Below are 22,078 nucleotides of genomic sequence, written 5' to 3'. Positions count from 1 at the left end.
GTGCCATTGCGCGGATCGGCAATAGCGCAACTGCCACGGATTCGAAGAAACCGCAGAAGCTGTATTGAGACGGGAGCGTAGTCTACCGGAAAGGCCCTATCAGCTCAAACCACTTAGCAGCCCGGCGCGCACCAATTCAGGGCGCACCGGCCAGCGCTCAGTTGCGGCAGATTGGCCACGGCGATCAACTCGCCATTGCAATACAGCAGCGGCAGGCGCTTTCGGGCGAACGCAGGCACCGCAGCTTCATTCAGCAGGCGTTTGAGATCGCGCCGGCCGCGACCGGACACAGCCATGACTTCACCACCGGTTCGATAGCGAATCTGCAGCCTGCCAATGGGCGGCGCCCCCTCTAGCCGAACCGAGCCATTGCCGGGAAGCTGCAGCTCGACGGACGGGTCGGGCCAGTCAACCGGCCCACCAACAGAGGCAAGCCAGCCGTCCGGCAGCCACCAGACGCGCTCGCCACTGCGCTGGAGCTCGCCACCTGCCAGCCGCCAGCGAGGCGTGGCATCTGGCTTGGCGTCACGCAGACACTCCCAGCCGGCCCAGTGATTCTCATCTGGCGCCAGGGTCAGCCCTGCCAGCCAATGGCGCAGCGCATTACGCTGCCGCGCCGATGTCAGCTCGCGCAGCGGCGCTAGCGCGAGGCTCGGCAGGTTCAACCATCGGCAATCGCTGCCGGTCTGCGCCGCGGCGAGATCCTGCTGCGCAAGCTCGTCGAGCAAGTGCTGCGCCTCAGCCATAAGCGCGGCGGTACGCGCCAGGCTGGACGCCGCCCGAGGCCAGCGCTGCTGTAGCAAAGGCAAGACCTCCCGACGCAGAAAATTGCGTGAATACTCCAGCTGCTGATTGCTGGGATCCTCGACCCAGGCGAGACCGTTGGCGCGCGCATAATCCTCCAAATCGGCCCGGGAGACCTCCAGCAACGGCCGAACCAGGCTGCCGCGCCCCATCGATCGCGCATCCGGCATCGCCACCAGCCCGCGCACACCGGCGCCGCGCAACAGGCGGAACAGCAGCGTCTCGGCCTGGTCATCGCGGTGCTGCCCGGTCAGCAGCAGCTCACCCTCCCCTACACAGGCGCTGAACGCCTGGTAGCGGGCATCGCGCGCAGCCCGCTCCAGACTGGCACCGGGAACCACCCGCACACGCACGATTTCCAGCGTGACGCCGAGCTGGTCGCAGACTCGCTGACAGTGTGCCGGCCAGTCATCACCAGCGGCTTGCAGGCCATGATGCACATGGATCGCACGAATCACCGGCAGCGCCTGACGCTCAGACAGCCGCGTCAACGCATGCAGCAAAACGGTGGAGTCGAGACCGCCGGAGAACGCCACCCACCACGCCGATGAGCCGCGCCACGGAGCAAGACGGGAAAGGAGAAGGGAATCGAGGGACATGCGGGCGCTTCGAAAATCGAGAATGCCGGCAAGCATAAGGCTCAGGGGCGAAAGCCGCGAGCGAAGGCCCGACAGCGAATCCTGGCGTGCCTCGCTCAGAGAGGCGAAGCACGCACAGGGATGACTCAGGCGATACCGTAGCTCATCAGACGCTCATAGCGACGCGCCAGCAGCGCATCGGTATCCAGCGACTTGAGCATGTGCAACTGGCTGTTGAGCTGCTCGCGCATGGCCGCAGCCATGACGGCCGGATTGCGATGCGCGCCGCCCAGCGGCTCGGGGATCACCTTGTCGACGATACCCAGATCCTTCAGGCGCTCGGCGGTAACACCCATGGCCTCGGCGGCTTCCGGCGCCTTCTCGGCGGTACGCCAGAGAATCGAGGCGCAACCTTCCGGCGAGATCACCGCGTAGGTGGAATACTGCAGCATGTTCAGCTGGTCGCAGACGCCGATCGCCAGCGCACCGCCAGAACCGCCCTCGCCAATCACGGTGGCGATGATCGGCGTCTTCAGTCGCGCCATCACACGCAGGTTCCAGGCGATGGCCTCGCTCTGGTTGCGCTCTTCGGCATCGATCCCCGGGTAGGCGCCCGGCGTATCGATGAAGGTCAGGATCGGCATCTTGAAGCGCTCGGCCATCTCCATCAGGCGGCAGGCCTTGCGGTAGCCCTCGGGACGCGGCATGCCGAAATTGCGACGTACCTTTTCACGTACCTCACGGCCCTTCTGATGGCCAATGACCATCACCGACTGGCCGTCCAGACGCGCGGTACCGCCAACGATGGCCGCGTCATCGGAGAAGTGGCGATCACCGTGCAGTTCTTCGAACTCGGTGAACAGGTGATTGATGTAATCAAGGGTATAGGGCCGCTGCGGGTGGCGGGCCAGACGGGCGATCTGCCAGCTGGTCAGATTGCCGAAGATGCTTTCGGTGAGCGATTCGCTCTTGTCCTGCAGGCGGGCAATCTCATCGCCGATGTTCAGCGAGTTGTCGTTACCAACCAGGCGCAATTCTTCGATCTTGGCTTGCAGGTCGGCGATCGGCTGTTCGAAATCCAGGAAGTTCGGGTTCATAGGCATCCGTCATGCGTCGACGGCCAGGCGGCCGGGAGGCTGTTCCGTTTTTTGCGCCTTACCTTACGGGAGCGGCGCATTCAGGTCGAACAAAAATTGTTCTGAAACCATGACCCGGTCACTGCCGGGCCGTTCAGGCCTGGCTCGGAACGCGCACCTCGGTGGCATCCCGGGCCATGGCCATCTATCGGTATTGCAGGAAGACGTTGTCGCGTCCGAACTGGTCACGCAATGCCTGAATCAAGTTGTCCGCCGGATCGATCCGCCAATCCTCACCGAACTGCAGGAGCGCCCGTGCATCATGTCCGGTGTACTCCAGCGTGATCGGACAGGCCCCGCGATGGCGACCGCAGACCTCGGCCAGCCAGCGCATGCGTTCGCCCTTGAGCGCCTCGCCGGCGACCTTGACCCGCAGACTCTCGGCCAGACCGGTACGCGCTTCCTCCAGGCTCATGACACGTTTGGCTCGCAGGCGCAGACCGCCAGAGAAATCATCGTTGCTCACCTCGCCCTCCACCACTACCAACGCATCGGTCTGCAGCAGGGCCTGGGCGCTGTTGAACGCTTCGGCGAACAACGAGGCCTCGATGCGCCCGGAGCGGTCGTCCAGGGTGATGAACCCCATCTTGTCGCCCTTCTTGTTCTTCATCACTCGCAAATTGACGATCAGCCCGGCGATGGTCTGCTCGCCACGCGCCGGGCGCAGATCGATGATGCGCTGGCGGGCGAAGCGACGGATCTCGCCCTCGTATTCGTCGATCGGATGGCCGGTGAGGTACAGGCCGAGGGTGTCCTTCTCGCCTTTCAGACGTTCCTTGAGCGACAGCTCGCGGGCGTTGCGGTGATTGCCATAGACGTCGGCCTCCGGCTCGGCGAACAGGCCGCCGAACAGGTCCATGTGACCGCTCTCCGCGCTGCGCGCCGTCTGTTCGGCGGCCTGCACCGCCTCTTCCATCGCCGCCAGCAGTACCGCGCGATTGCGGTCAATGTTGGCCTGATAGGCCTTGGCCTCCTCGAAGAAGTACGGCCCCAGGCGGTCCAGCGCGCCGGAGCGGATCAGCGCTTCCAGGGTGCGCTTGTTGATGCGCTTGAGGTCGATGCGTGCGCAGAAATCGAACAGATCCTTGAACGGGCCGCCTTCGGCACGGCATTCGGCGATAGCCTCAACCGGCCCCTCACCCACGCCCTTCACTGCCCCCAGGCCATAGACGATACGGCCATCGTCGTTGACGGTGAACTTGAATTCGGAGACGTTCACATCGGGCGGATCGATGCGCAGCTTCATGCTGCGGCATTCCTCGATGAGGATCACCACCTTGTCGGTGTTGTGCATATCCGCCGAGAGCACGGCCGCCATGAACGGCGAAGGGTGGTGCGCCTTGAGCCAGGCCGTCTGGTAGGACACCAGGCCGTAGGCGGCCGAGTGCGACTTGTTGAAGCCGTAGCCGGCGAATTTTTCCACCAGATCGAAGATGTTGCCCGCCAGGTCCGCATCGATCCCGTTGTTGGCGCAACCCTCGATGAAGCCACCGCGCTGTTTGGCCATTTCCTCCGGCTTTTTCTTACCCATGGCGCGGCGCAGCATGTCGGCGCCACCGAGGGTGTAGCCGGCCATCACCTGGGCGATCTGCATCACCTGTTCCTGGTACAGGATGATGCCGTAGGTGGGCTTGAGCACCGGCTCCAGCCCGGCGTACTGATAATCCGGGTGCGGATAGGATACTTCCGCACGGCCGTGCTTGCGGTTGATGAAGTCGTCCACCATGCCCGACTGCAACGGGCCGGGGCGGAACAGGGCCACGAGCGCGATGAGGTCTTCCAGACAGTCGGGCTTGAGCTTCTTGATCAGCTCCTTCATGCCGCGCGATTCGAGCTGGAACACGGCCGTGGTCTCGGCCTTCTGCAGGAGCTGGTAGGTCGGCTTGTCGTCCAGCGGGATGAAGTCGATGTTGACCGGTTCCAGGCCCTTCTTGGCCTGCTCGCGGTTGATGGTCTCCAGCGCCCATTTGATGATGGTCAGGGTGCGCAAGCCGAGGAAGTCGAACTTCACCAGGCCGGCCTGCTCGACGTCGTCCTTGTCGAACTGGGTCACCAGTCCGCCGCCCTCCTCGTCACAGGCGATCGGCGCGAAGTCGGTGAGCTTGGTCGGCGCGATCACCACACCACCGGCGTGTTTGCCGGTACCGCGGGTGATGCCTTCGAGCTTGAGCGCCATCTCCCAGATTTCGCGGGCATCCTCGTCGACGGCGAGGAAGTCGCGCAGCGGCTCCTCCATCTCGTAGGCCTTCTCGAGGGTCATACCCACTTCGAAAGGGATCATCTTCGACAGACGGTCGGCCAGGCCATAGGACTTGCCCTGGACCCGCGCCACGTCACGCACCACCGCCTTGGCCGCCATGGTGCCGAAGGTGATGATCTGGCTCACCGCATTGCGCCCGTACGCCTCAGCCACGTAATCGATGACCCGGTCGCGGCCGTCCATGCAGAAGTCGACGTCGAAGTCGGGCATGGAAATACGCTCGGGGTTGAGGAAGCGCTCGAACAGCAGGTCGTAGGCCAGCGGATCGAGGTCGGTGATCTTCAGCACGTAGGCCACCAGCGAGCCGGCACCCGAACCGCGGCCCGGGCCGACCGGCACGCCGTTGTTCTTGGCCCACTTGATGAAGTCCATAACGATCAGGAAGTAACCGGGAAAGCCCATCTGAATGATGGTGCCCAGTTCGAACTCGAGGCGGTCGATATAGACCTGCTTCTTCGCCTCGTAGTCCGGCGTGTCCTTTGGCAGCAGGACTTCCAGGCGCTCCTCCAGGCCCTCGAACGAGACCTGACGCAGGTAGTCGTCGATGGTCATGCCTTCGGGAACCGGGAAGTTCGGCAGGAAGTAGGTGCCCAGCTGCACTTCGATGTTGCAGCGTTTGGCGATCTCGACGGTGTTTTCCAGCGCCTCGGGCAGGTCGGCGAACAGCTCGGCCATCTCCTCGGGCGTCTTCAGGTACTGCTGATCGGAATAGGTACGCGGGCGTCGTGGGTCGTCCAGAGTGCGCCCTTCACCGATGCAGACGCGGGTTTCATGCGCCTCGAAGTCTTCCTGTTTGAGAAAGCGCACGTCGTTGGTCGCCACCAGCGGCGCGCCGCTGCGCTCGGCCAGCGCCACGGCCGCATGCAGATGCTCTTCGTCATTGACCCGATTGGTGCGCTGCACTTCCAGGTAGAAGCGATCGGCGAATACCTCGCGCCATTCGGCAAGACGCGACGCCGCCAGCGCTTCGTCGCCATTGAGCAGAGCGTGGCCGATCTCCCCTTCCTTGGCACCGGAAAGCGCAATCAGCCCTTCGGCCGCTTCCTTGACCCACTCCCGCTCGATGATGACCAGATCGTTGCGCTGGCCTTCGGTCCAGCCGCGAGAAATCAACTCGGTGAGATTGCGATATCCCTTGGGGTTCATCGCCAGCAGCGTCAGGCGGCTGAGAGGACCATCCTCGTCGCAGCCAGCCAGCCAGATATCGGCGCCACAGATCGGTTTGATTCCGGCGCCCTGCGCCGTCTTGTAGAACTTCACCAGCGAGCACATGTTGCTCATGTCGGTCACCGCCACCGCGGGCATTCCGCCCGCCGCCACCGCCTTGATCAGCGGCTTGACGCGCACCAGGCCATCGACCAGCGAGTACTCGGTATGCAGACGGAGATGGACGAAGGAAGCAGGCATGAACAGACCTTGAGCTGGCAGAACGACAAGCGCGGGATTGTACCGGAAAGCAATCGTCCGCTGGCGAACCTACCGACCGCCAGAGCCATTGCAAACCGTGATCGCAGAAGCGCATGAAGGCAGAGCGGAACCTCTGTCCGTGGCAGCCGGCAAGCCCTAGACCAGCAGGACGCTGGCCGGAACCTCTACCTCGATGCTCACCTGCTCGAGCATCGCGCGGACGGGCGCAAACGAGCGCCGATGAATGGGCGTGGGCCCGAGGCGACGAAGCGCCTCGAGGTGGCTCGGCGTCGGGTAGCCCTTGTGGCCGGCCAGACCATAGCCCGGATAGCACAGATCCAGCGCCTGCATTTCGCGGTCACGACTGACCTTGGCCAGAATGGACGCCGCCGCGATTGCCGGAACCTGTGCATCACCCTGGATCACCGGCGCGCTGGGCACAGCCAGTTGGGGACAACGATTGCCGTCGATCAGCGCCAGCCGCGGCGTGACACTCAGCCCTTCGACGGCGCGCTGCATGGCCAGCATGGTGGCATGCAGGATATTGAGCTGGTCGATCTCCTCCACCTCGGCACGGGCGATGCACCAGGCGACCGCCTTCTCCCGGATTTCGTCGAACAGGGCCTCTCGGCGAGCCTCGGTCAGCTTCTTCGAGTCGTTCAAGCCTTCGATCGGCCTTGCCGGATCGAGAATCACGGCCGCCGTCACGACCGGCCCACACAGCGGCCCACGACCCACTTCGTCGACACCCGCGACCAGCTCTTCCACGAGATTGAAATCGAGCCCGAACTGCATCAGCGCGCTCCTACCAGCCGCAAAACCGCGTCTGCAGCCTGGCTCGACGCATCGCAGCGCAGCGTGCGATGGATGCTGTCGAAGCCTTCCGTCTGCACTTCGCCATCGTCCAGCAGCGGCGATAGCGCCTGGGCCAGCGCCTCCGGTGTCGCCGCGTCCTGCAGCAGCTCCGGCACCAGCAGGCGCTGCGCCAGCAGATTGGGCAACGCAACGTAGGGGCTTTTAACCAACCGGCGCAGGATGCGATAGGTCATCGGTGCCACGCTGTAGGCCACCACCATCGGGCGCTTGAACAGCAGCGCTTCGAGCGTGGCGGTGCCGGAAGCGATCAGCACTGCGTTGCAGGCGGCCAGCGCCTCGTGGGACCGGCCGTCGAGCAGCGTCAGCGGCAAGTCGCGGGTCGCCAGCATCTGCTCCAGCTGCAGCCGGCGCTCCGGGCTGGCGCAGGGCATGACGAAACGAATGCCGGGCCGCATGGCGCGCAACCGCTCGGCGGCACTGAGGAACAGCTCGCCCAGGCGAGCCACCTCGCCGCCCCGACTGCCCGGCATCAGCGCGACGATCGTGCCCTGCTCCGGCAAGCCGAGCGCCAACCGCGCGGCTGCTCGGTCGGCACATAGCGGAATGGTATCGGCCAGAGGATGACCGACGAAGCGCACCGGGACCTGATGGTCGTCGTAGAACCTGGCTTCGAAGGGGAACAGCGTCAGCATCAGATCGCAGGCTTCCCGGATCTTCAGCACCCGCTTCTGGCGCCAGGCCCAGACCGACGGGCTGACGTAATGCACTGTCCTGATCCCGGCTCGACGCAGCTTGAGCTCGAGCCCCAGGTTGAAGTCAGGGGCATCAATGCCGATGAACACATCGGGCCGCTGCTGGATCAGCGTATCCACCAGGCGCTTGCGGCGCGCCAGCAGCTCCGGCAGACGGCCGAGCACTTCGACCAGGCCCATCACGGCCAGTCGCTCCAGCGGGAAATAGGATTGCAGCCCTTCGGCCTGCATGCGTGGGCCACCGACGCCAATGAACTCGACATCGGCGTGTTGCGCCTTCAGCGCCTGCATCAGGCCCGCGCCGAGAATGTCACCAGAGGATTCCCCGGCGACCAGGGCAACCCTGAGCGGCCTGCTCATCTCAGCGGGTGATGCCACGAGTCGAAGCCTGGATGGAGTCGCGGAAGATCGCCACCTCCGGGAAGGCCGCCGCACTCTCGGCCAGCTCGCTGAGCGCTGCCTCCACCGTCAACCCTTTGCGATAGACGATCTTGTAGGCATTGCGCAGAGCGTGCACGGCTTCGGCGCTGAAGCCGCGACGACGCATGCCCTCGAAGTTCATGCTGCGCGCTTCTGCCGGGTTGCCGAATACGGTGACGAATGCCGGCACATCCTTGCCAATCGCCGTCCCCATGCCGGAGAAGCTGTGCGCCCCGATGTGACAGAACTGGTGGACCAGGGTGTAGCCGGACAGAATCGCCCAGTCCCCCACGTGCACGTGCCCCGCCAGCGCGGTGTTGTTGACCAGGATGCAGTGGTTGGCGATGACGCTGTCGTGGCCGATATGCGCGTAGGCCATGATCAGATTGTGATCACCGATGGTGGTTTCGGAGCGATCCTGCACGGTGCCGCGATGGATGGTGACACCCTCGCGAATCACATTGTGATCGCCGATCACCAGTCGAGTCGGCTCGCCCTTGTACTTCAGGTCAGGCGTATCTTCGCCAACCGAGGAGAACTGGTAGATGCGATTGTGCCGACCGATACGGGTCGGCCCTTTGATGACCACGTGCGACGCGATCACCGTACCCTCGCCGATTTCGACATCCGGACCGATGATCGACCAGGGCCCCACCTGGACGTCATCCGCCAGCCGAGCGGCAGGATCGATGATGGCGCGAGGGTCGATCAAACTCATATTTCCTGTTCCGCGCAGATGATTTCAGCCGAGCAGACCGGCTTGCCATCGACGGTAGCGCGACAATCGAACTTCCAGATACCGCGCTTGTTGCTCAGGAAATCCGCCTCGAGAACCAGCTGGTCGCCGGGACGTACCGGCTGGCGGAACCGCAGCTTGTCAGAACCGACGAAATAGTAAAGCGTGCCATCGGATGGCTTGACACCCATCATCTTGAAGCCCAGGAGGCCAGCGGCCTGCGCCATGGCTTCGATGATGAGCACGCCCGGCATGATCGGGTGCTGCGGGAAATGCCCATTGAAGAACGGCTCATTGATGGTCACGTTCTTGTAGGCGCGAACGCGCTTGGCCTCGACATCCAGTTCCGTCACCCGATCCACCAGCAGGAACGGGTAGCGGTGAGGCAAATATTCGCGAATCTCGTTGATATCCATCATGTCAGGAAAGAGCCTGTAAAAAAGTATAGGGCCGCCTGCGCCGAAGCTCGCGCCAGCACTCACAGGCAGTTACCCCGAAAAAACCGGATCAGACGGTAAGTTCAGGCATCAGAAGACGGATTCTGACCCTGAGTCACGGCGGCCAAGCTTTTCTCCAGCTGCTGCAACCGACGCGCCATGTCGTCCAGCTGCCGAATGCGCGCAGCGCTTTTTCTCCAATCGGCCGCATTCTGCATGGCCGTACCGGAAGAATAACTTCCAGGCTCGGTAATGGAACGCGTGACCATCGTCATTCCAGTCACGAAAACGTTGTCGCAGACCTCGATGTGGCCGACCATGCCGACGCCACCTGCAATCATGCAGTTGCGCCCGATCTTGGTGCTGCCGGAAATTCCCACGCAGCCAGCCATCGCGGTGTTGTCACCGATCTGCACGTTGTGCGCGATCATGATCTGGTTGTCGAGCTTGACGCCATTGCCAATCAGCGTGTCGGAGAGCGCACCACGGTCGATGGTCGTGTTGGAGCCGATCTCGACGTCGTCGCCAATGCGCACGCCGCCGATCTGGGCGATCTTCTGCCAGGCACCTTTTTCCTTGGCAAAACCGAATCCCTCGCCGCCGATCACCGCACCTGACTGGATGACCACTCGCTTGCCGATCTGCACATCGTGATACAGCGTCACACGCGGCGCCAAACGGCCGCCTTCACCGACCCGACTGCGCGCACCGATGAACGACTGCGCGCCGATCTCCACATCCGCCTCGATACATGCCCCCGCCTCGATCACCACGTAGGCACCGATGCTCGCCGACGGATGAACCTCGGCATCGGGCGCGACGACCGCGGTCGGATGCACACCGCTAGAAAATGCCGGGCGAGTTTCGAACAGGTGGGATGCCCGCGCGTAGGCAAGATACGGATCGCTGACGATGATCGCCGCGCCCGGGTAGCCCTGCACATCATCGGACGAAAGCAATACCGCGCCCGCCCGAGTAGAAGCCAGGTACTTGCGATACTGGGTATTGGCCAGAAAGCTCAGCTGAGACGGGCCAGCCTCCTGCAAAGTGGCAAGCCCGTCGATGACTCGGGCGGCATCGCCGCGCAGGCTGCCACCCAGCTCCTCGGCCAGCTGACCGAGCGTAAACACTGCGCCGGCCATGTCAGCGCAGTTGGTTCATGCGCTCGATGACCTGGCGGGTGATGTCGAACTGCGGCTTGACATCCACCACGGCGCCACGCTCGAACACCAGGTCGTAGTTACCCTTCTTGATGACTTCTTCGACTGCCTGATCCAGCTTGGGCTTGAGCTGCTTGAGCATGTCACGGTCAGCGACGGCCTTCGCCTCGTTCAGCTCCTTGGACTGAAACTGGAAGTCACGGGCCTTCTGCTTAAACTCCAGCTCCAAGCGCTCACGCTCGGCCTGCTGCATCTTGTCACCGTCCTTGACCAGGCGGTCCTGGATGCGCTTGGCATCGCTTTCCAGCGTCTTGAGCTTGCTCAGCTGGGGACCGAATTTCTTCTCGGCATCGACCGCGTAGCGCTTGGCCGCGTCAGACTCCAGCAATGCCATCTGATAGTTCATGACGGCGATCTTCATTTCGGCGAATGCGGGAGTCGCCACCAGCGCGGCAACGACGAGAAACAGTTGAGTCAACTTACGCACGGTACACACCACTCCTGAAAGAAAGCACTGAAGCATGGCGCCCCAATGCTAGAACGTTTGTCCCAGCGAGAACTGGAATACCTGGGTATCGGCATCGTCCGGCTTCACCACCGGCATCGCCAGGCTGAAGCTCAATGGTCCCATCGCGGTAATCCAGGTCAAGCCGACACCGACCGAACTGGCCATGTCACCGAAATCGATATCGCTGCAATTGGCGGCACCGGACGGGCAATTGGTATTGAACACGTTACCAACATCCCAGAACACCGAGGTTCGCAGTGAACGCTGATCCTTGACGAACGGCATCGGGAACAGCACCTCCAGGCCACCCTGGATCAGCACGTTACCACCGAACGGCAACGGATCTTGGTCCGGATCGGCGATGGTACCGGGGCGCGAGCCATCGCTCGGCGTACTCCGCGGGCCAAGACTGCTGTCCTCGAAACCACGGACGGAATTGAAGCCACCCGCGTAATAGTGCTCGTAGAACGGCAGGCTGGAGGTAGAACCGTAGGCATCACCGTAGCCCAGGCGCGTATGCATGCGCAGGGTGTAATCCTTCGTCATCGGCACGAACAGCTGGCCGTTGTAGTCCAGCTTGTAGAACGACAGGTCGCTACCCGGCACGGTGGTCTCGAAGACCAGGCTCTGGGAGTGACCGCGAGTGGCCAGCACGCCGCGGTTCAGCGTCGACTCCGACCAGCCGACCGACGCCTTGAAGTTGAGGAAGCTATCGCCCTCTTCTTCCATGAAGTCGAAAATCTCATCGACGGTATAGCGACCGGTATCCAGATCGTCCTGCTGCACGGTCAACCCGAAGGACAGACGCGAGGTCTCGCTGATCGGGTAGCCGATGTTGATACCGGCACCCAGGCTATCCACCGAGTAGCTGGAGACGTCATAGTCCAGCTCGTCGTAGTCGGTGGTGCGATAGAAGGCGTTGTAGCCCAGGCTGACGCCATCTTCGGTCCAGTAGGGGTCGACGAAGCCAAAGTTGTAGCGCGACTGGTACTCGCTGCGGGTCAAGCCCAGCGAGACTCGGTTACCGGTACCAAGGAAGTTGTTCTGACTGATGGAACCGCCAAGGATCAGGCCGGCGTTCTGCGCGAAGCCGATACTGGCCATGATCGAGCCGGACGGTTGCTCCTCGACGCTGTAGTTGACGTCGATCTGGTCGTCGGTACCAGGCACCTGAGGCGTTTCGACGTTGACTTCCTTGAAGAAGCCCAGGCGCTCGAGGCGAGTCTTGGACTGGTCGATCAGGTAGGTCGATGCCCAGCCGCCCTCCATCTGGCGCATCTCGCGGCGCAGCACCTCATCTTCGGTCTTGGTGTTGCCACGGAAGTTGATGCGATTGACATAGGCACGCTTGCCCGGATCGACGACGAAGGTGATCGAGACGGTGTTGTCCTCGTCGTGCGCTTCCGGGACACCATTGACGTTGGCGAAGGTATAGCCCTCGTTGCCAAGGCGACGGGTGATCAGCTCGGACGTCGAGGTCATCACCTTGCGGGAGAACACCTGGCCTTCCTTCGCCAGGAGCAGCGCCTCGATCTCTTCCTGCGGAACCTTGAGATCACCGCTGAGCTTGACGTCGCGAACGGTGTAACGCTCGCCTTCGTCGATATTGACCGTCACATAGACGTGCTTCTTGTCCGGCGTGATGGATACCTGGGTCGAGGTGATATCCATGTTGATGTAGCCACGATCCAGGTAATAGGAACGCAGGCGTTCCAGGTCGCCGGACAGCTTCTCGCGGGCGTACTTGTCGTCATTGCGGAAAAAGGAAAGCCAGTTGGTGGTCTTGAGCTCGAACAGGTCGACCAGATCCTCGTCCGGGAACACCGAGTTGCCCACGACGTTGATGTGCTTGATGGCAGCGACCGAGCCTTCGTTGATCTTGATCTTCAGCGCGACGCGATTGCGCGGCTGGGCCACCACTTCGGTTTCGATGGTGGCCGAGTAACGACCCTGGGCGACATATTGACGCTGCAGCTCGTTGCGCACGCCTTCGAGCGTCGCACGCTGGAAGATCTCGCCTTCGGCGAGCCCCGACTGCTGCAAGCCTGACAGGAGATCTTCGGTCTTGATCGCTTTGTTGCCCTCGATTTCGATGGCGGAAATCGACGGACGCTCGACTACGCTGATAACCAGCACATCGCCTTCACGACCAAGCTGGATGTCCTGGAAAAAGCCGGTTCGAAAGAGCGCGCGAGTAGCATCGACAAGTCGCGCATCATCGGCCGCCTCGCCCACATTCAACGGAAGCGCACCAAAAACGCTGCCGGCGGAAACCCGCTGCAAGCCGTTGACTCGGATATCGGAGATAGTGAAGGACTCAGCGTGAACTTCGGCAATCATCAATGCGGAAATAACCGCAGGTAGCAGCAGACGTTTCATGAAGTCCTTTCTTATTCAAACCTGATAAATGAACCGGCAATTAGGCGCGGCGACACTACGGATTCGGCGTTACAGACGGCCAAGATCATTGACCAATGCAAGCAGCATCACCCCTACCACGAGGCTGATGCCGATCTGTACCCCCCATCCCTGCACCCGTTCCGAAAGCGGACGCCCGCGGACCCACTCGACGAGATAGAAGAGCAGATGGCCGCCATCGAGCACCGGGATAGGCAATAAATTGAGAACCCCCAGACTTATGCTCAGATAGGCGAGGAAATTGAGGAAATCCCCAAGGCCGGACTGGGCCGAAGCGCCCGCCACTTTAGCAATCGTTATCGGACCGCTCAAGTTTTTTACCGAGAGCTCCCCGAAGAGCATTTTCTTCAGGGAATCGAGCGTCAACAGGCTCATGGTCCAGGTGCGTTTCGCCCCTTCCACCACCGCATCCAGCGGGCCGAAACGAACCTCGCGCAACATCTCGGCCGGCCATTCACCGCCTTCGACGCCCGCACCGAGATAACCGCGCCGCGCATCACCCTCTCCGCGAGCGGCAAGTGTCAACGGCACATCAACACGTTGCCCGTCACGCTCAACCTCGAGAACCGCTGTCGCGTCAGGCAGAACCTTGACCGCGTCGATTACCTGCTGCCAATCGTCAAGCGGTTGCCGATTCAAGCTGATCAACCGATCGCCGAGTTGAATTCCGGCGGCCTGGGCAGGGCCTTCGGGATCGAGCTGGGCGATCACCGGCGCGATCTGTGGGCGCCATGGCCGAATGCCGAGCGCCGTAATCGGGTCCGGCTCCTCCACACCTTTAAGCCAGTTCTGCAGCGGAATCTGCAGATGCCTTTCGGCAGAGCTGCCGACCTCACGCACCGTCACGTCGAGCTGACCGCTTTCGCCCAGGCGCCGTACCAACTGCAGGTTGACCTCTCCCCAGCCACTGACAGGCTTGCCGTTGACCGCGACGATCTCCTGATCGACCGCCATCCCGGCCTGCGCGGCGAGGCTGCCGGACTCCACAGCCCCAACCACTGGACGCACCTGCTGACTGCCGAGCATTGCCAGGAGCCAGAAGAACACCAGAGCGAGAAGGAAATTGGCCAGCGGACCGGCAGAGACAATGGCGAAGCGCTGCCGCACCGTCTTGCGATTGAACGCACTGTCGAGCAGGGCTGGTGGCACGTCACCCTCGCGCTCGTCGAGCATCTTGACGTACCCGCCGAGCGGGATCGCGGCGATCACGAACTCGGTGCCGTGCCGATCATGCCAGCGCACCAGCGGACTGCCGAAGCCGACCGAGAAGCGCAGCACCTTGACGCCGCAACGCCGTGCGACCCAGAAGTGACCGAATTCATGGAAGGTAACCAGCACCCCGAGCGCAACGAGGGTGCCGATGATCATGTAGAGCGCGCCCATAACTTTCCTCCGGGGTGGGTCTGGTGACGTTCGACTGCAAGCCGCTCGGCCGGCAGACCCCTATCGCCCGTTGCGGTACAGCCACTGCCCGGCGAAATCCCGGGCGCGCCTGTCGGCCGCCAACACATCTTCGAGGCAAACGGTGGGAACCGACGCCTCATGATTCAACACGTCGTCGATGATACTCGCGATCTCGGTGAAACGGATGCGACGATTGAGAAACGCGTCGACGGCCACCTCGTTCGCCGCATTGAGCATTGCCGGCGCGGTCCCACCGACCTCCGCCGCCGTCCGGGCGAGTCGCAGACAAGGGAAACGCCGATCATCGGGAGCCTGGAAGTCCAGACGCCCGACCCGCAGCAGATCAAGCGCCGATACGCCCGATTCAATCCGTTCCGGCCAGGCCAGCGCATGCGCGATCGGCGTGCGCATGTCCGGATTGCCCAGCTGCGCCAGTACGGAGCCATCCACGTAGTCCACCATGGAATGAATGACGCTCTGCGGATGGATGACTACCTCGACCTGATGCGGGCGTGCATCGAACAGCCAGCAGGCCTCGATCAATTCGAGCCCCTTGTTCATCATGCTCGCTGAATCCACCGAGATCTTTCGCCCCATGGACCAGTTGGGATGAGCGCACGCCTGCTCGGGAGTCACATCGCTCAGAAGGTCGGGCGCCATTTCTCGGAACGGCCCGCCCGAAGCGGTGAGCAGGATCCTGCGCACACCGACGGTCCCAAGGCCTTGCGAATAGTCCGTCGGCAGGCACTGAAAAATCGCGTTGTGCTCGCTATCGATCGGCAGCAGAACGGCACCGCTGTCACGCAACGCCTGCATGAACAAGGCACCGGACATGACCAGCGCCTCCTTGTTGGCCAGCAGCACCCGCTTGCCGGCCTGCACCGCCGCGAGCGTAGGCTTCAACCCTGCCGCCCCGACGATGGCGGCCATTACCACGTCCACCTCCGGGTGCGCTGCCACTTCGCTCAACCCACCTTCGCCATCCAGCACGCGAGTGCTGACGCCATCGGCATGCAGCTGATCCTGCAGTATCCGCGCCTGCGCCTGATCACCAACGACCGCATAGCGTGGTCGGTGCTTGAGGCAGAGCGCACGCAGCTCGGCAAGCCGACTGAAGCCGGTCAGGGCGAAAACATCGTAGCGATCCGGATGGCGGGCGACGACATCGAGCGTGCTCAGGCCGATCGAGCCGGTCGCGCCCAGTATGGTGATCTGCAAAGGTCGACTCACAACGCGCCCCAACCGGCAAGCCATAGCAACACAACGAAGACCGGAATGGCCGCGGTGAGACTATCGATGCGATCCATCACACCGCCATGTCCGGGCAGCAGCTGGCTGCTGTCCTTGATGCCTGAACTGCGCTTGAACATGCTTTCGGTGAGGTCACCGATCACCGAGATCGCCACTACCAGCGCGGCGCCGAGAAGTGCGAGGATCAACTCGCGCGCCGACCAGCCACGATAGACACCCACAGCCAAGGTGATCACAAGACTGGTCAGCAGACCGCCGATCAGCCCCTCCCAGCTCTTGCCAGGGCTGACCTGCGGAGCGAGCTTTCGCTTGCCGAAGGTCTTGCCGGAAAAATAGGCACCGATGTCGGCGGCCCATACCAGGATCATCACAGCCAGGATCAGCCAGTTGCCCAGCTCCCACTGCTTGAGCAGGATCAGCGCCTGCCACGACGGAAGCAGGATCGCCAGGCCGATCAGCAGACTACCGCCCGCCCCACCCCACAGGCGGCTGCTTTGCGGGTAGGTCAATACCAGATAGGTGGCCGCCATCCACCAGAGTACGGCCACCGCCAGCAGCCACGGCGCCAATCCAGGCAGCTGGTAGAGCAGGCCTAGCAGAATCACCACCAGTGCGGCATAACCGACGCGAACCGGCTGGCTGGTAAAACCCGCCATCCGCGCCCACTCCCAGGCCCCCAGCGCTACAACCAGACCAATGAAGACCGCGAAGGCAAGCCCCTCGAGTAGGAAGAAACCAATGATCGCAATGGGCAGCAGAATGGCTGCGGTGATGATTCGCTGCTTCAGCATTCGGCCTTGACCTCGCTTTCGACCTGCTCACCCGTCTTGCCAAATCGCCGCTGCCGCGTCGCGAAATCGGCAAGCGCCTTGCGCATGGCCACGTGCTTGAAATCCGGCCAGTACAGGTCGGAGAAGTACAGCTCGGCATAAGCGAGCTGCCAGAGCAGGAAATTGCTGATGCGTCGCTCGCCACCGGTACGGATACACAGATCCGGCAGCGGCATGTCACCCGTAGCAAGGTAGCTTTGGAACAATGCCGGCGTGATCTCGGCTGGATTGAGCCGCCCGGCCTGAGCTTCAGTGGCCAGATGCTGAGCAGCCTGAAGGATGTCCCATTGACCACCATAATTGGCGGCAACCTGGAGCACGAAGCGATGGTTGGCCGCGGTCATTTCTTCGACTTCCGACATCGCCGCCTGCAGCTCGGGATGGAAACGCGAGCGATCGCCGATGATGCGCAAGCGGATGCCGTTCTCGTCGAGCTTGCGCGCCTCACGCCGCAGCGCGGAAAGGAACAGCTCCATCAGCGCACCGACCTCATCGGCCGGACGCTGCCAGTTCTCGCTGGAAAAGGCGAAGAGGGTCAGCACCTCCACACCGGAATCGGCACAGACCTCGATCACGGCGCGAACCGCATCGACTCCGGCCTTGTGCCCAGCCACGCCAGGCAGCAAACGTCGCTTCGCCCAACGATTATTGCCATCCATGATGATCGCCACGTGGCGGGGTACGTTCCGCCCAGGGATCCGCCTGACCTTTTCCATGAACAACTCTACTTGCGCTAAAACACGCTGCGAACCAAAAGAAAAAGCTGCAAGCAACAGCTCGATGGCATCCTCGCGACCACATCGGAAAGTTCTTCCGTGTGGCCGCGAAAGCTCGATGCCGGCCTTATACGGCCATCAGATCGGCTTCTTTTCCTTCGAGAGCCTTGTCGATTTCGGCAACGTACTTGTCCGTCAGCTTCTGGACATCGTCCTGACCGCGACGCTCCTCGTCTTCGCTGATTTCCTTTTCCTTGACCAGGTCCTTGAGCTGAGCGATCGCGTCACGCCGGATGTTGCGCACCGCAACGCGGGCGTTCTCGGCTTCGGCGCGCGCCTGCTTGGTATAGCCCTTGCGGGTCTCCTCGGTCAGCGCCGGCATTGGTACGCGGATGGTGGTGCCAGCAGTAGCAGGATTGAGCCCCAGATCGGAGGTCATGATGGCCTTCTCCACCGCCTGGATCATGCTCTTGTCGAACACGGTCAGGGCCAGGGTACGGGAGTCCTCTGCCACCACGTTGGCAACCTGGCGCAGCGGCGTGTCGGCGCCGTAGTAGGAGACCATCACGCTGTCGAGGATGCTGGGGTGGGCGCGACCGGTACGAATCTTGGCGAACGCATGGTCCAGCGCTTCCAGGGTTTTCTTCATGCGCTCCTGCGCGTCTTGCTTGATCTCGTTGATCATTCGTTCGATTCCTCGATCAGGGTTCCTTCGGCACCGCCCAATACGATGTTGAGCAGGGCGCCGGGCTTGTTCATATTGAAGACTCGCAGCGGCATGCTGTGATCGCGGCACAGGCAGATGGCAGTCAGATCCATCACCCCGAGCTTGCGATCGAGCACTTCATCGTACGTGAGCTCGGCAAACTTCTCGGCGTTCGGATCCTTGAAGGGATCAGCCGTATAGACGCCGTCGACCTTGGTGGCCTTGAGCACGACATCCGCCTGGATTTCGATCGCGCGCAGGCAGGCCGCCGAATCAGTGGTGAAGAATGGATTGCCGGTTCCAGCAGAGAAGATCACCACTTCGCCACTCTTGAGATGACGCATGGCCTTGCGACGATCGTAGTGGTCGGTGACACCGACCATGGAAATGGCGGACATCACCAGCGCGGGAATATTCGAGCGCTCCAGGGCGTCACGCATGGCCAATGCATTCATAACCGTGGCCAGCATACCCATATGGTCGCCGGTCACACGATCCATGCCGGCCGCCGAGAGCGCCGCGCCGCGAAACAGGTTGCCGCCACCGATAACCAGACCGACTTCGACGCCGATGCCAACCAGCTGGCCGACTTCCAGGGCCATGCGGTCGAGCACCTTGGGATCGATGCCGAAGTCCTCGGACCCCATCAGGGCCTCGCCGCTTAATTTGAGCAGAATGCGTTTATAGCGAGGATTGCGTGCACTCATCTGCTGAGCCATTGGCGTGTTATCTCCTGCGGCGTGCTATGACCAAGTCTGAATGACTCAGACAAAAAATATCTGCGCTTTGACAGCGCAACTCGGGGTTGGTGCCAAGCGATGACTATACCGTGACAAAAAAACAAATCCGCTGCCCAATTCGACAAAGAGGCCGCGCGCGTGAGCGGGCAGCCTCTTTGCCAGAACCACCGAAGCGGTCTTATTTCTTGGTCGCAGCGACCTGAGCAGCCACTTCGGCAGCGAAGTCGACTTCGGCCTTTTCGATGCCCTCGCCCACTTCGTAGCGAACGAAGGAAACGATTTCAGCGCCAGCCTTCTTGGCCAGATCACCGACCTTGACTTCCGGATCCTTGACGAAAGGCTGCTCAACCAGGCTGGCTTCGGCCAGGAACTTGTTGATACGACCCTTGATCATGTTCTCGACGATGTTTTCCGGCTTGCCGGCGATCTTGTCGGCATTGAGCTGCAGGAAGATTTCCTTTTCCTTGGCGATCAGCTCTTCGGACACATCCGCCGGGCTCAGGACGGCCGGGTTGCTGGCAGCCACGTGCATGGCGATGTCCTTGGCCAGCTCGGCGTCGCCGCCTTTCAGGGTGACCAGTACACCGATGCGATGGCCGTGCAGGTAGGCACCCACGACTTCGCCTTCAACCGCGCTCAGGCGACGGATGTTGACGTTCTCGCCGCACTTGGCAACCAGGGCCTCACGGGCGGATTCGCGGGAAGCGATCAGCGGAGCCACTTCGGTCAGTTTCTGCTCGAAGGCCTCGTCCAGGCTCTCCTTGACGAATGCCTTGAAGTCGTCCTGCAGAGCCAGGAAGTCGGTCTGCGAGTTGACTTCGATGATCAAACCACGGCCACCTTCGACGCGAACGGCGATCGAACCTTCGGCGGCGATGTTGCCCGACTTCTTGGCGGCCTTGATGGCACCGGAAGCGCGCATGTCGTCGATGGCTTTCTCGATGTCGCCACCAGCGGCAACCAGAGCCTTCTTGCACTCCATCATGCCCTGGCCGGTACGCTCGCGCAGTTCTTTGACCAAGGCTGCAGTGATTTCTGCCATGTTGGGAATCCTCTCGATTTGGTTTCTAAACCACTCACCCAAAGACACAGGTGATCAATTCGCAAGAGACAAAAAGGGGGCCTAGCCCCCTTTTCGTTTATCGGGTATCACGCTGCAGTGCGTCGCACTCAGCCCTGAGCCGCCTCGGAAGCTACTTCTTCGACGAACTCGTCAGCACCACCGGCACCGTTCTGACGACCGCGCAGAACGGCATCAGCCATGGAGCCGAGGTAGAGTTGCACGGCACGGATGGCGTCATCATTACCAGGGATGATGTAGTCGACGCCTTCCGGGCTGCTGTTGGTATCGACCACGCCGATTACCGGAATGCCCAGCTTGTTGGCTTCGGAAATGGCGATGCGCTCGTGATCGACGTCGATGACGAACATGGCGTCCGGCAGGCCGCCCATGTCCTTGATGCCGCCCAGGCTGCGCTCGAGCTTCTCGAGGTCACGGGTACGCATCAGGGCTTCTTTCTTGGTCAGCTTCTCGAAAGTACCATCCTGAGACTGGGCTTCCAGCTCACGCAGACGCTTGATAGAAGCGCGGATGGTCTTGTAGTTGGTCAGCATGCCGCCCAACCAGCGATGATCGACATACGGCGAGCCGCAACGAGCAGCTTCTTCGCGAACGATCTTGCCAGCGGAACGCTTGGTACCGACGAACAGAATCTTGTTCTTGCCTGCAGCCAGCTTCTCAACGAAACGCAGGGCGTCGTTGAACATCGGCAGGGTCTTTTCCAGGTTGATGATGTGGATCTTGTTGCGCGCGCCGAAAATGTACTTGTCCATTTTCGGGTTCCAGTAACGGGTCTGGTGGCCGAAGTGCACACCGGCCTTCAGCATATCGCGCATGGTGACTTGAGACATGATAAGTCCTCGAATAAGTCGGGTTAGGCCTCCACGCGCCCCGATATCCAACTCTTGCGAGCACCCAGGATACCGTGTCGACACGTGTGTGGGGTTAAGCGCGACGGGGTGTCCCCGTCGAGCGGCGCGTTTTATAGCATAAAGGCCATCGACAGGCTACTGCTTTGACCATCCGCCGCGTGTTTGGCTGCCGATCGCCCCCTCTCCTGCAGGGCATGGTTGCTTTGGTTTATCATCGCGGCTTTCCGTTTATTGCCTTCGCCTGCCGGCGCACTAAGAGGTTTGCATGACAGTCACCATCAAGACGCCCGAAGATATCGAGAAGATGCGCGTAGCCGGGCGTCTCGCCGCCGAGGTTCTGGAAATGATCGGCGAACACGTCAAGCCGGGCGTGACCACCGAGGAGCTCGACCGCCTGTGCCACGACTACATCGTCAACGTTCAACAGGCGACTCCGGCACCGCTGAACTACAAGGGCTTCCCCAAGTCGATCTGCACCTCGATCAACCATGTGGTCTGCCACGGTATTCCCAACGACAAGCCGCTCAAAGACGGCGACATTCTCAATATCGACATCACCGTGATCAAGGACGGCTACCACGGCGACACCAGCAAGATGTTCATTGTCGGCAAGGTGCCCGAGTGGGCCGAGCGCCTCTGCCAGGTGACGCAGGAATGCCTATATAAAGGCATCGAACTGGTCCGTCCGGGCGCCCGTCTCGGGGACATCGGAGAAGTCATCCAGAAGCATGCGGAGAAGAACGGCTTCTCTGTGGTGCGCGAGTACTGCGGCCACGGGATCGGCAAGGTGTTCCATGAGGAGCCGCAGGTACTGCACTACGGCCGTGCCGGCACCGGCATGGAGCTCAAGGAAGGCATGACTTTTACCATCGAACCGATGATCAACCAGGGCCGCCCGGAAACACGCCTGCTTGGCGACGGCTGGACCGCGATCACCAAGGACCGCAAGCTCTCGGCGCAATGGGAGCACACCATCCTGGTCACCGCCGATGGTTACGAGATCTTCACGCTGCGCAGCGACGACACCATCGCCCGCACTTCAGCCTGAGACACCCCGCCGCCGCATT

The 22,078-nt window shown here is 61.9% G+C and carries 19 protein-coding genes; 1 reads left to right on the top strand and 18 read right to left on the bottom strand.

Annotated elements, in window-relative coordinates; genetic code table 11:
- Window positions 1–113: 113 nt before the first annotated feature.
- The 18 genes from tilS to rpsB all read right to left on the bottom strand — a co-directional run bounded on the left by tilS (window position 114) and on the right by rpsB (window position 20,990).
- Entirely contained in the window at window positions 114–1,403 is a 1,290-nt protein-coding gene (gene tilS / locus ACVRRC_RS08215) for a tRNA lysidine(34) synthetase TilS (RefSeq protein WP_242630819.1), read from the bottom strand.
- Window positions 1,404–1,528: 125 nt separating this feature from the next.
- Window positions 1,529–2,479, bottom strand: coding sequence for an acetyl-CoA carboxylase carboxyltransferase subunit alpha (locus ACVRRC_RS08210; protein WP_014596298.1), 951 nt, complete (start codon window positions 2,477–2,479; stop codon window positions 1,529–1,531).
- A gap of 184 nt (window positions 2,480–2,663) precedes the next feature.
- Window positions 2,664–6,185, bottom strand: coding sequence for a DNA polymerase III subunit alpha (gene dnaE, locus ACVRRC_RS08205; protein ID WP_045158464.1), 3,522 nt, complete (start codon window positions 6,183–6,185; stop codon window positions 2,664–2,666).
- A gap of 156 nt (window positions 6,186–6,341) precedes the next feature.
- Window positions 6,342–6,980: a ribonuclease HII gene (gene rnhB, locus ACVRRC_RS08200; RefSeq protein ID WP_011912714.1), complete on the bottom strand. Its 639-nt coding sequence runs from the start codon at window positions 6,978–6,980 to the stop codon at window positions 6,342–6,344.
- The gene (gene lpxB / locus ACVRRC_RS08195; protein WP_017244589.1) at window positions 6,980–8,113 is read right to left on the bottom strand and encodes a lipid-A-disaccharide synthase; all 1,134 of its coding nucleotides are present in this window, start codon (window positions 8,111–8,113) and stop codon (window positions 6,980–6,982) included. Before lpxB ends, rnhB begins: the two co-directional genes overlap by 1 nt.
- Window position 8,114: 1 nt before the next feature.
- Window positions 8,115–8,891, bottom strand: a complete 777-nt coding sequence (gene lpxA, locus ACVRRC_RS08190; protein ID WP_011912712.1) for an acyl-ACP--UDP-N-acetylglucosamine O-acyltransferase — start codon at window positions 8,889–8,891, stop codon at window positions 8,115–8,117.
- Window positions 8,888–9,328 (bottom strand): 3-hydroxyacyl-ACP dehydratase FabZ, encoded by a 441-nt coding sequence (gene fabZ / locus ACVRRC_RS08185; RefSeq protein ID WP_013982334.1) that lies wholly within the window; start codon window positions 9,326–9,328, stop codon window positions 8,888–8,890. The genes lpxA and fabZ overlap by 4 nt, the downstream gene beginning before the upstream one ends.
- A 101-nt stretch (window positions 9,329–9,429) precedes the next feature.
- Window positions 9,430–10,488, bottom strand: coding sequence for a UDP-3-O-(3-hydroxymyristoyl)glucosamine N-acyltransferase (gene lpxD, locus ACVRRC_RS08180; RefSeq protein WP_013982333.1), 1,059 nt, complete (start codon window positions 10,486–10,488; stop codon window positions 9,430–9,432).
- Between the two features lies 1 nt (window position 10,489).
- Window positions 10,490–10,993, bottom strand: coding sequence for an OmpH/Skp family outer membrane protein (locus ACVRRC_RS08175; RefSeq protein WP_003295019.1), 504 nt, complete (start codon window positions 10,991–10,993; stop codon window positions 10,490–10,492).
- Window positions 10,994–11,041: 48 nt separating this feature from the next.
- Complete coding sequence (gene bamA / locus ACVRRC_RS08170) at window positions 11,042–13,393, bottom strand: outer membrane protein assembly factor BamA (protein ID WP_017244591.1); 2,352 nt, start codon at window positions 13,391–13,393, stop codon at window positions 11,042–11,044.
- A 69-nt stretch (window positions 13,394–13,462) separates the two neighbouring features.
- On the bottom strand, window positions 13,463–14,815 hold the full coding sequence (rseP, locus tag ACVRRC_RS08165) for an RIP metalloprotease RseP (RefSeq protein WP_019407127.1): 1,353 nt from the start codon (window positions 14,813–14,815) through the stop codon (window positions 13,463–13,465).
- A 60-nt stretch (window positions 14,816–14,875) separates the two neighbouring features.
- On the bottom strand, window positions 14,876–16,066 hold the full coding sequence (gene ispC / locus ACVRRC_RS08160) for a 1-deoxy-D-xylulose-5-phosphate reductoisomerase (protein WP_423566105.1): 1,191 nt from the start codon (window positions 16,064–16,066) through the stop codon (window positions 14,876–14,878).
- Window positions 16,063–16,878, bottom strand: a complete 816-nt coding sequence (locus ACVRRC_RS08155; RefSeq protein WP_013982329.1) for a phosphatidate cytidylyltransferase — start codon at window positions 16,876–16,878, stop codon at window positions 16,063–16,065. Before ACVRRC_RS08155 ends, ispC begins: the two co-directional genes overlap by 4 nt.
- The gene (gene uppS / locus ACVRRC_RS08150; RefSeq protein ID WP_017244593.1) at window positions 16,872–17,633 is read right to left on the bottom strand and encodes a polyprenyl diphosphate synthase; all 762 of its coding nucleotides are present in this window, start codon (window positions 17,631–17,633) and stop codon (window positions 16,872–16,874) included. The genes ACVRRC_RS08155 and uppS overlap by 7 nt, the downstream gene beginning before the upstream one ends.
- Window positions 17,634–17,760: 127 nt before the next feature.
- A complete protein-coding gene (frr, locus tag ACVRRC_RS08145) occupies window positions 17,761–18,318 on the bottom strand; it encodes a ribosome recycling factor (RefSeq protein WP_013982327.1) in 558 nt (185 codons plus the stop codon).
- Complete coding sequence (gene pyrH / locus ACVRRC_RS08140) at window positions 18,315–19,058, bottom strand: UMP kinase (protein WP_011912702.1); 744 nt, start codon at window positions 19,056–19,058, stop codon at window positions 18,315–18,317. Before pyrH ends, frr begins: the two co-directional genes overlap by 4 nt.
- Before the next feature lie 199 nt (window positions 19,059–19,257).
- Entirely contained in the window at window positions 19,258–20,121 is an 864-nt protein-coding gene (tsf, locus tag ACVRRC_RS08135; protein ID WP_011912701.1) for a translation elongation factor Ts, read from the bottom strand.
- Between the two features lie 128 nt (window positions 20,122–20,249).
- Window positions 20,250–20,990, bottom strand: a complete 741-nt coding sequence (gene rpsB, locus ACVRRC_RS08130) for a 30S ribosomal protein S2 (protein ID WP_011912700.1) — start codon at window positions 20,988–20,990, stop codon at window positions 20,250–20,252.
- A 286-nt stretch (window positions 20,991–21,276) separates the two neighbouring features.
- On the opposite strand from rpsB, the gene map reads away from it, so the two are divergent.
- Window positions 21,277–22,059, top strand: coding sequence for a type I methionyl aminopeptidase (gene map / locus ACVRRC_RS08125; protein ID WP_011912699.1), 783 nt, complete (start codon window positions 21,277–21,279; stop codon window positions 22,057–22,059).
- The last annotated feature ends 19 nt before the right edge of the window (window positions 22,060–22,078 follow it).

It is taken from the genome of Stutzerimonas sp. LR2, from assembly GCF_055755175.1.
The sequence above is the reverse complement of the archived record's forward strand: the minus strand, read 5'-3'. Positions and strand labels throughout refer to the sequence as shown.